This window comes from Hyella patelloides LEGE 07179 (assembly GCF_900659865.1).
Lineage (GTDB): Bacteria > Cyanobacteriota > Cyanobacteriia > Cyanobacteriales > Xenococcaceae > Hyella > Hyella patelloides.
In genome coordinates this window covers 1-9,631 of sequence record NZ_LR214038.1, presented here as the reverse complement: position 1 = coordinate 9,631, position 9,631 = coordinate 1, and the positions used below count along the sequence as shown (strand labels likewise).

Sequence of the window (9,631 nt, the reverse complement as noted above, 5' to 3'; positions counted from 1 at the left end):
AAAAAAAATCAAATGAATCAAATTTCAACAAATAAAAAAAGCCAATCGCAACCCAGAGAGCGAGGGAAGTTTGCTCCCATTGGCGATGAACCTCTCTCCAAAAAAGTAACTGGAGTGAGATTGCCCGTTTCTATTCATCAGTGGGTACACGATAAACCGAATTATACGGAATGGGTCAGAAAAGCGATTGCTGATGCAGCAGAAAAAGAAATGAAAAATGTCAGTTGAGTTTAGGAGTAACTTAAATTATGGTGTTCGCCATAGCCAGACAACCTTTAACATTAGATGAAGCAGAACACAAGACGCTCAAAGCATTTGGTCGTACTTCTTTTCGTCGCAAATCAAACTTAGCTATTGAATCTTTACTAACTCCCGCACAAGTTGATACTGCGGTAAGTCATCTTGTTGAAAAAGGCTTGGTTAAAGTAAAACCAAACCAACATTCAGACTTTGATGAAAGAGTTTATTTAACCTGGAAAGGGGGACAAGTTAAAAGACAAATCAGCACAAATCTTGTGAAGTTTCCTCATCATGTAGAACCTAATATCGACGATAAGTTACAACGGCAGATTGCAGAGCTAAAACAATAACATTTAATAGCTCTAGCCGAATGTCTATTGATATTTCAGAACCATTTAGTAGCTACGATCTAATTGCTACTCTGACTGCTGCGATTATGACTTGGGTTGATGCCCAAAGAGATATCTGGATACCTCCTAATTGGGCAGTCAGATGCCAAATTTATGGTTTAGTAGGTATCCTCTCATTAGTTAATGGTTTTATTACCTATATTATTTACCCAATATTTGCCCAAACTACAGGCATTCCCTTGGGGTTAGAAGCATTATTGATCGGAGCGGGTTATTTTTTGCTACTACGAATTATTGCCGTAAAGTTAAAGTTTGGCGAGAATGAAACCCCCGAATTGAGTTTTAGCAGCTTAATATATGAACCCTTACAAGCCCTACTTTTTCGCCGTATTGACGAAATTATCGATCCTTATCTAGAAGCAGAAATTGAAAAATTAAGCGCAAAGCTCACTTTAGAAGAATTGACTTTTAGAGTTTACAATCGCATCAATCGAGTTAATTCCAAGTTGTTAGCTCCTGAGAAAAAAGAAGAAGTCAAGCAATGGCTGTCCGATACATTAGCCAACAACACTCAGGAACAAATCAAGAAAAATATTCTGGCTCAGGTTTTAGTTACTAAGAGATTTCAGGTTTAACTCTATCTCGTCGAACTCAGTTCGGCTTCATTATCATGACAACTACGTCTTTACCCGATAAATTACCCGACTGGTATGGTTTAGAAGAACCAAAAACCAATAATCAATCAGCAAGTCAAGGTGACATAGCAAAAAGTAAAAAACCAATATTGAAACAAAAACAACCAGACAAGGGATGGAGTCCTCAAACCACTCACATCAAAAATATTACAGAAACTTGGTGGGGTAAAGATATTCCTCCAGCCAATCAAACCCCATCCACAATTGAACTAGATAATCTTAGTATTCTCAGCCCCCTACAAATAGGAGGAGGAGCATTACCTGAAGGACATAATTTACCCGCCCAAATAAGTGGAGTATCTTGTATTCCTGGTTCTTCTTTGAGAGGTTCATTTTTAAGGTGGATCGTTAGTTTATGTCAAGAATACGAGCGAAGTATCATCATTCTGACTTGGTATAAATGTTTTCCACAATTAGTCATAAATAATCCTTCTCTAAGTTCTAAGATTGCAATTTTAGTCAAAAAATTAGAACGAAACAATTTAGAGGAAGCAAGCTTGAGCGAGGAGGAATATCTATTTTGGGATAGCTATCTATTTCGTCAAGATCGGAGCATTGGCTGGAAGCCCAAAGCAATTCGCTTTGAAACTACTTATCTGAAAAATTTAACGGCTTTTCCTTTACATCCTCAACAGGATTGGCAAGTGTTTGGCAAAAAAGATAATAAGCTAGCTGTTATGTGGCAATTTCCCGCGATCGCACCACAAAATACACCAAAGAATTCAACAACGAAGAATAAGGCTATTGAACGGTTTTCCAAAAATAAAAATTCCGATGATAACCCGATCTCTCCACTAAAAATCACTTTCCATAACTCTCTAGCCTCAAATCAAAAAGAATTTGTCAGCAAGCAACTAAGAATGATGCTTCTATATCAAGGTCTTGGTAAAGGTCTTGCTTCTGGTTTTGGCAGGATAGGGAATAAAAATAAGATTCCTCCTGGTAAATGGAAAATTAAGTTAAAGGGAATGAAACCAGCTATTGAAAATAAAAAAGATTATCGCTGGAGTCCTCAAGTATTGAGGGCTTGCTTGAGAGGGCATTTTATTCGTTTGGCATTAACCATGCTTAACAGAGATGATGCGATCGCTCTTACAAATACTATTTTTGGTAGTTCCGATAAGCTAGGACAGTTATCTTTAACCAGCTATTTAGTAGAAATTAAAAACCGAGCAACTTCTAATAGCAAGAAACTGTATTCAAATATTCCCAAGAATATTGTTGATGAAATCTGGATTATTAACGTTGACTGTAATCGAGAATTTCATTTCTTAATAGATAATTTATTATCTTTTACCAGTCAAATAGGAGGTTTAGGAAGAGGATGGCGTAGACCTCGACACCACGTTGAGAGAGAAAAGGAAGGAAAAGACGGGCAGCTAATTCCTTTTAGTCTTTATTTTGGCAGTAGTTTTGAAGTCAATTCTTCTTCCATCGAACAAGAAGAGATTGCTTTAATTCATAATTTACAATCTCAAATCAAACAATTAGCGATCTTTTATCAAATAACTACAGAATTTCCTCAAAAAACCCTTGATGACAATCTCAACGGTGCTATTATCAGCCTCTGGAAATCAAAGCAAAATATTAAACAACATTATCGTAATGAGTTAATTCACTGTATTTGTTCAACTAATAAAAGACGGAGGAATAATCAAGAAAGACCTGATTGGTGTGGTGATAATGAGAGTAGACCATCTGGTTATGCTATTAGCGATCGCGGTCATTATAATTTAGTTTCTGTTTTTGACTCTGAAATGCACAAATTACTAATCAATGAAGAAATAGCTGCTCTTGATTTTAATTTATGGAATAATGTTTGGTCTTGTTGCTAATAGTATTCGAGGGATAGCGTCAATGGCTGAAACACCCATTATTTGGTATAGCTCCGTCGATGGCTTGTACTGTATAAGTTACAGCGATTTTAAAGGTGGTTTATTGCCATTAATTATGAATAAAATTCAGTTTTTCAACTATCCCACGAAAAAGCGTCCTGAAGTTCAGTCATATTAGGGCTTTTGAAGCCCAGTCTTTTGATTCTTGTTAGAAAATATTGAGTTGAAACCCAGTACACCTTCAGTATTTTGGCTGATTTGGGTGTTTTGTCTTTTGATTCTTGTTAGAAAATATTGAGTTGAAACTTATTTTTATAGATATCAATAACTTCATCCTAATCAGCTTTTGATTCTTGTTAGAAAATATTGAGTTGAAACCTAATCCTAGCCAAGAATACTTATCCTCTTTTTTACTCAGCTTTTGATTCTTGTTAGAAAATATTGAGTTGAAACCTAACATCCATCTAAAAATAATGGATATTCCATAAAAAAAGACTAGCGATCGCTAGTCTTGTAACTAATTTATTGTCAAATAAAACTAAGTATTTTTTTTCTGACTATCTTTAAATCTATTTGTCCAAAACTGAACTGTATCTCCAATTTCAATCAACAATTCAGCAATAACCATTTGCCTTTGAGTTTGAACATTTAATAAATTAGGATCATCATTATAGAGTTTTTCATTGAACTCATTAATTAGAGTATCTTTATCAATCCCCCAACTATCATCTATTATTTGACACAAGACTTCTCTAGCAACTTGCCAAGCAAAATAACTAACTTTACTTGAATTCTCCTCATCTTTTTTAAAAGATAAAGCCCAAAATCTTAAAATTCCCCAAGTTGCGACATAATCAGAAATTTCGCTAGCTTTACCCTGCCAATTTCCCAAGTCATTTTTTCTATGTTCTAGCCTTTTGAAAACTTCATAATCAATACTATTAAGTGAGATTGCCATTACAGTAACTACTATTTAATAATTTTAGGTGGAGGATTCAACTGAGGGGAGTTTGCTGACTTTTTATTGAGTTGCTTGTCTGATTTATTGTCATTTTTAGTGGTTGTTTTCTCTTCTTGAAAAATAGATACCCGACCGTAACCGATACTCCATAAACCACCAACGTAATGCTCGTCTCGTAAAAACTTTACCCAACGATCAGTATCTATAGCAAAATTATTTCGAGCTTTTTCTGCGGTAAAATCTTGAGCATAGCGAGAATTTCTCGTCGTCCAAGTAAAGTAAAAGATTGCTCCTGGCGGTAGTGCTTCGACAGAAAATAAATTTTTTACTAAAGAATTATTCTCTTCAGAGTTTTCGTTAGATTCGTTTTTCTCTAAATCATTCCAGTACTCTTCGCGACTTTTCAAATTAACTCTGGGTTGTCTAACTAAACCCATATCGACAAAAAGTTTAATCCGATCGTCTGATACAATCAAACATCTGCTTTTATCCATTTCTGAAGTAATTATCGGTAAATCTTGAGAAGCTGTATATTGCTTAATTTCACTAATTTTAAGCCAGCGAAAATATAAAGGTTTTGAGCTTTTCTCCTGCATCCAATAAACGTCATCCCGCTCGCAAGTAAAAGCAAAACTAGAATCGCCGTTTAGTTGGTGATAGCGTTTGAGCCAGCCAGAACAAGTAATCCACCAATTCCCATGACCCAAAATATTCACTGGAAACCAAAGGGGAAAAGCCCAACCTAAAGCGATCGCTCCTGGAGTGGTTTGAGTTTCTTCATAGTCATTATCGGTATTCTCTGTTTTCCCAGAATTATCTTTTGTTTCCCGACTAACTTCTTTGCCAAACCAAGAATCGACAGATACTCGATATTCTTCAGATACTCGATATTCTTCGGCGTGTTCTCGTAAAGCACCTTTTAAAGAACTTCCAGGTATTACAGGAGTTCCGTCGGGAAGGCGATAGATAGGATTGCGATTTCCCCTGCTGTCGCTGTCTGCACCGCCGATATGAACGGGATCGCGACAAACTAACCACTCTAATTGTTTCATCTTAAAATAACCATAAATGTCCGTAGCCCAAAGCCCAATTGTTGAAACGCTTTCTCGATTTATCTATGCTAGAGTCATCTTGAAGAGTACCAGAACGAGTCATGGGACTATCAAGCTCTTTACGCCAGAGATAAACCGCTCCTGCTGGAGTTAACCACTCCCCTGGTGTCAGAGTATAAGTACTTGGCTCGCGATTGCGACCGTATTTAATCTTTTTCCAAGATTGCCAGGGAATAGCTGGTTCGGCTGCATATGCATAGGCAAAGACTTGATTGGAATGGTTAAAAATAGGGTAAGGAATAGAAACGGGCAATCCTTTGTCCTCTTTGTCTTCTTTGTCGGCTTTAGCTTGCCACAAAGCACCAGTAAGCAATACCGCTCCTTCGGGATTTTCTGGAGTGGAGTCTAACCAATCCTCTCTAATCTTTTCAAGAGGATTAATCGTAACGGGTGTCGCTCCCGCTCCCAAACAACTGTATTCAGGAGGACTGTAATCACCAAAGATTTTAACTAAAATACTCCATCCAGGCTCGATAAGAGTTACCATCTCAGCAAAAAAACCTCCTTCATCTAAGACTTGATATGCTTCTCTTCGGTTATGAGTCAAGATTAGAGACTGCCAAACTTTTGCTATTGGGACTAAATCGGCATTCCTCATCCAACCATTTTGCCAGAAGCTTCTAAAATGAGTTCCTCGAATTAGATACTGTCCGCCGATGAAAGCTACTTCGCAACCTTGGTGTTGTTCTTGAATTTGCCAGCGATCTTCTCGCCAATAACAACGATAAATCTTTTTTGGCATAGGGTCAGTACTCACTAAGTCTTTTTCCAAACAATAAACAGTTTGAGGTAAAACAAGATAAATTTCATTAGACCTCGAAGTATTGTGCCAAAACGCTCCCCAAAGCTGACAGTTATTGGGTAGTTTCAGACAAGCTGCTAGATGGTGTCCGTTAGGAGGAAAGCGACAGCCTACTCGACCGCTATTTTGACCCACTGGAGTTAGATTGCCCAAAGCAACTCCTCCTGCGGGAACTAGAGAATACCAACTGCTCATGATTTCGCTACTTCCTGTGCTTCCTGGAATACTTGACTTTTCCATTGTTCTTGTTTGAGTTGTTGGCGAGCCAAAAAAGCTCGAATACTGACCCAATCTTGCCACCACTGCCAATTTTCGATCTCTTGACGACCATCATTTCTAACTGCGCGACGAACATTATCCCAATTAAGAGCAATACCGACGCTTTCTAACAAAGCAGTCAAAAGTTTTTTTACCTGAGTGCGAGAATTAGCTTGAGGTTTTGTTCTCTCTATATAAAAAAGTAATTTTTCCCAACGATTTAACGCTGTATTAACTTGAGTATCGGGTTGCGTTTCTTCCATCAACAACGTCCATAAAGACCAAGGACAAATCCACTTAAAGGATTGATTGCTATTGAATAAGATATTCAAACAAACGCGGTTTTTTCCTGCTAGTTTGGCTTCTTTGTAAGCCTTTTCTAAACCTCGATGCCACAAAGATTGCGGAATTCTCCTTTGAGCGATAACTATTCCCAAACTAAAGTTAATAAATTTACCTGGTACGGGATACCGTTGTTGTTCTGGCTCAAACTTTACCCAGCCCTCATCTTCAGTAGGAGAGGTGATTGTGGTTGCTTCTCCTCGCCAAAGACGATAGAGATTGCTAGTTAAAGGAATGGCATCGTGCAAACCGCCTAGAACTAGAAAATCATCTCCACCAGCAAAAATAACTTTACCGTAATGCTCTTTTTCGCTAAGGTGAATTAAGAGTTCATTCCAAAATTGAAACAAGGTCAAAAAATTGAAGATTCTAGCAAGATTGCAATCTTGATATAGCTGATAGCCATTTGGGTGCCAATGTATTCCTCGATGTCGGGTAAATTTATCTTCTGCTAAATGCCATTGTTCTTTATCTAGTCTCAACTTCTGAAATTGCTCTTCAGATATCCAAGAGCCTATATCGTCTCCATCCCCCCGCCAGCCCACCGTCCATTCGATAGTGCAGTCCCAAGAAGCAGGAATAGTAGCATCCCATTTTGCCAACTTATTTTGTTGTATTTTTTTAAACTTTTGAAATCTTGATTTCCAATAGTCCCTGACATTCCTTCTTTCTAGAACACGAGGATGTCCGTAATTAAAATCGTTTTTGTCTACTTTATCAATTCCCCATTTCGCAGATGCTTTCGATTTTGGTAAAAATGTCTTTTGCCAACTACTAATTTGTTTGTTCCAGTAATTTGCAGCAACCCCATCAACAATCCAAGTTGCAGCAGCAGCCGAACTATCGGGAAATCTTTCCCAAGGGCAAAGTGGAGGCTTTCTACTCCAAATTTGTTCTAAAGTAGGCTCGATAATTTTCGGTAAAGAACTCAATCTCTTTATCAACTCCAAACTATTCAAGCGATCGCTTGAATCGAAGATTCCCGTCTTGCGATGAGAAGATGCTAGTTTTTCCCACCAGAGATTTAATTCGCCGTAAGGCATTCCCCATCTACCTTTTCCTTGAGGATTATCGATCGGTTGCATTCCTGGATGCCAGATGGAAAGACTAGCATCAGTAGGGCTAGTGCGTCCCGCCCACCAACTTTTATTCCAGCGTCGCCCTTGTTTTTGAGTGTCAATTCTTTGGTGTAATTGAGAAATTGTTTCTGGTAAAGTGCTGGGGTCTAGGGGAAAAGAATCGCTATACACTGACCAAAGACAGTCGCAATCTCTTTTTATCGTTTTCCAGCCTATACCGTTGATTGAGTGGCGGTAGTTTTCAGGACGGATCGTTACTGTTTCTAAATTTTTTACTAACTTTTGCCATTCTTCTCGGACTAGGCTTTTTGCAATTTCTTGCCAATTATCTTGAGAATGCAGTCCTGTAATTACATTGGGTAAGGAGGCACGCCAAAATTCTTCTGTAATAGGATATTCCCGTTCGTTCGATAACCACTTACTCAATTTGCAGTTGTAGGTTAAAGGCATTAATACCTTACCTTTTAAGTCTCGTTCCCAACGATCAATAATTGCTGCTGTTAGATAATGACATAGCCAAGAACCTACTGCCCAATCTCTTAACTTTCTCCCCCCACCTAAGAAGGCTTGCACTGGACTGAAAGTAAGAACTCCTACTTGAGTGTATTGCTGAGAAACCGATTCTATTTGTGCCATTAAATTAAAATAAATCTTTCATTAGAGATTCGTACTGTTCTTGATAGACTTGAATTTTACGATCAATTTCTTCTACTATGCCACTCAATTTAAGAATATATTTAAGCCTTTCTACTACTTCACTAGCTTGAACGGCATCTAAATCTCGATCTAATTTATCTCCACATAGATTGTGATAGAGTTTATTTCTTAGCGAACAAAATCCCAACTGACTTCCTTGTCCAATTTTCCAATTTTGGCAATAAAATTTATTAACAAAATCATTCCATTCTGTATCTATAATTTTGCTTACTTGAAGTTCGATTTCTTTTTCTTGTTTATCTTTATTCGTGTCTTCAAATTTATGTAAGTGTTGGTAACTTCCTTTGGTTAACAATTTTTGAACCAAGTCATTTATACTAATCTTTTCTATATTGATTTTTTGTTTTTTCTTCCTAGCTTCTTCTAGTTCAAATTCAAATACTAATTTAGGAAAGAAATTAGAAGTTTCCCATTCATAAGTCGTATAACTATCATTATTTTTTTGCCCTATCAATAAAGACCTTTGATGCTCTATTAAGAATAGCAATGCTAGTTCAAAAGCTCCTGCTATTCTTAGATACCAGTGCATCCAATGTTCGACTTCTCTGAAAGATTGTTCGCTCCATAAAGCGATCGCGATCCTTTCTAAAATATCTTCTTTCGTCTTTAGCTTTTTCTCAATTAGATTAAAAGAAACTGCTTTATCTAGATTTATTAGCCTATCTTTTATTAATTCGATTTGAGAGCTATTAAAGGGTGCATCTTTAACAAGCTCTAAAGCTCCACTAAAATCTTTAATCGCTAACAATTTTCTAATTAATGGTAATTGTAGATGCCATTGCCAATGATTTACTTCATGAGTAATAGTCTCTTCATATAGATATCCTTCTTCTTCACTAATATAAAGAAATTCAACAAGATAGCCAGCTAATTTCTTCTCCATTCCCCAAAGATATAACGCACTTGTTAAGGAAGGAGTCCCAGTTGAATGTTGAATAATGATTTTTTCGATCTCAGTTTCTTGTGTACCATCTTGATAATAGAGTTTACCGTTTTTTTGAGAAATATAGTCTTTTAATAAGGAAGTTATTTTATAATCTGAGGCTTCCCAATCAGCAATACCGTATTTATCTGAAGCACTAACTTTAAAATCTATTAGAGAGTAATTATAGTTTTTTTCTTTTAACCAGCTTTCTAAAAAAGACTTTGCCCATTTTCCATCTTTAGCAACCAATTGTCCGATTTGTTGGTTAGAATTCTCTAGTTCTTTCTGTTCCGCCCATTCTTCTTGATCGCTCAA

Annotated in this window: 10 protein-coding genes; 5 read left to right on the top strand and 5 right to left on the bottom strand. The window is 37.0% G+C overall.

Going from position 1 to position 9,631, the window contains the following annotated elements; translation table 11 throughout:
• From H1P_RS27485 to H1P_RS36615, 5 genes are all read left to right on the top strand, one after another.
• Positions 1 to 228, top strand: a 228-nt coding sequence (locus H1P_RS27485; RefSeq protein WP_222427267.1) for a hypothetical protein, incomplete at its 5' end; no start/stop codon positions are given.
• Positions 229 to 248: 20 nt separating this feature from the next.
• The gene (locus H1P_RS27480; protein ID WP_144873725.1) at positions 249 to 590 is read left to right on the top strand and encodes a hypothetical protein; all 342 of its coding nucleotides are present in this window, start codon (positions 249 to 251) and stop codon (positions 588 to 590) included.
• Between the two features lie 20 nt (positions 591 to 610).
• A complete protein-coding gene (locus H1P_RS27475; RefSeq protein ID WP_144873727.1) occupies positions 611 to 1,225 on the top strand; it encodes a hypothetical protein in 615 nt (204 codons plus the stop codon).
• Positions 1,226 to 1,260: 35 nt separating this feature from the next.
• Entirely contained in the window at positions 1,261 to 3,120 is a 1,860-nt protein-coding gene (locus tag H1P_RS27470) for an RAMP superfamily CRISPR-associated protein (RefSeq protein ID WP_144873729.1), read from the top strand.
• Between the two features lie 22 nt (positions 3,121 to 3,142).
• On the top strand, positions 3,143 to 3,298 hold the full coding sequence (locus H1P_RS36615; protein ID WP_186376175.1) for a hypothetical protein: 156 nt from the start codon (positions 3,143 to 3,145) through the stop codon (positions 3,296 to 3,298).
• 360 nt (positions 3,299 to 3,658) lie between these two features.
• On the opposite strand, the gene H1P_RS27465 is transcribed toward H1P_RS36615, so the two are convergent.
• The 5 genes from H1P_RS27465 to H1P_RS36610 all read right to left on the bottom strand — a co-directional run.
• Positions 3,659 to 4,078: a hypothetical protein gene (locus H1P_RS27465; RefSeq protein WP_144873731.1), complete on the bottom strand. Its 420-nt coding sequence runs from the start codon at positions 4,076 to 4,078 to the stop codon at positions 3,659 to 3,661.
• An 11-nt stretch (positions 4,079 to 4,089) separates the two neighbouring features.
• Entirely contained in the window at positions 4,090 to 5,133 is a 1,044-nt protein-coding gene (locus H1P_RS27460) for an RAMP superfamily CRISPR-associated protein (RefSeq protein ID WP_144873733.1), read from the bottom strand.
• Between the two features lies 1 nt (position 5,134).
• Positions 5,135 to 6,235: a hypothetical protein gene (locus H1P_RS27455; RefSeq protein WP_222427266.1), complete on the bottom strand. Its 1,101-nt coding sequence runs from the start codon at positions 6,233 to 6,235 to the stop codon at positions 5,135 to 5,137.
• Positions 6,187 to 8,310 (bottom strand): type III-B CRISPR-associated protein Cas10/Cmr2, encoded by a 2,124-nt coding sequence (locus H1P_RS27450; RefSeq protein WP_144873735.1) that lies wholly within the window; start codon positions 8,308 to 8,310, stop codon positions 6,187 to 6,189. The genes H1P_RS27455 and H1P_RS27450 overlap by 49 nt, the downstream gene beginning before the upstream one ends.
• A gap of 4 nt (positions 8,311 to 8,314) precedes the next feature.
• The coding region (locus H1P_RS36610; RefSeq protein ID WP_186376177.1) for a hypothetical protein at positions 8,315 to 9,631 on the bottom strand (1,317 nt) is incomplete at its 5' end.

Bases quoted from the DNA above. Each gene is read 5' to 3' on its own strand.
- H1P_RS27480 (WP_144873725.1), top strand. From the start codon at position 249: ATGGTGTTCGCCATAGCCAGACAACCTTTAACATTAGATGAAGCAGAA.
- H1P_RS27475 (WP_144873727.1), top strand. From the start codon at position 611: ATGTCTATTGATATTTCAGAACCATTTAGTAGCTACGATCTAATTGCT.
- H1P_RS27470 (WP_144873729.1), top strand. From the start codon at position 1,261: ATGACAACTACGTCTTTACCCGATAAATTACCCGACTGGTATGGTTTA.
- H1P_RS36615 (WP_186376175.1), top strand. From the start codon at position 3,143: ATGGCTGAAACACCCATTATTTGGTATAGCTCCGTCGATGGCTTGTAC.
- H1P_RS27465 (WP_144873731.1), bottom strand. From the start codon at position 4,078: ATGGCAATCTCACTTAATAGTATTGATTATGAAGTTTTCAAAAGGCTA.
- H1P_RS27460 (WP_144873733.1), bottom strand. From the start codon at position 5,133: ATGAAACAATTAGAGTGGTTAGTTTGTCGCGATCCCGTTCATATCGGC.
- H1P_RS27455 (WP_222427266.1), bottom strand. From the start codon at position 6,235: ATGGAAAAGTCAAGTATTCCAGGAAGCACAGGAAGTAGCGAAATCATG.
- H1P_RS27450 (WP_144873735.1), bottom strand. From the start codon at position 8,310: ATGGCACAAATAGAATCGGTTTCTCAGCAATACACTCAAGTAGGAGTT.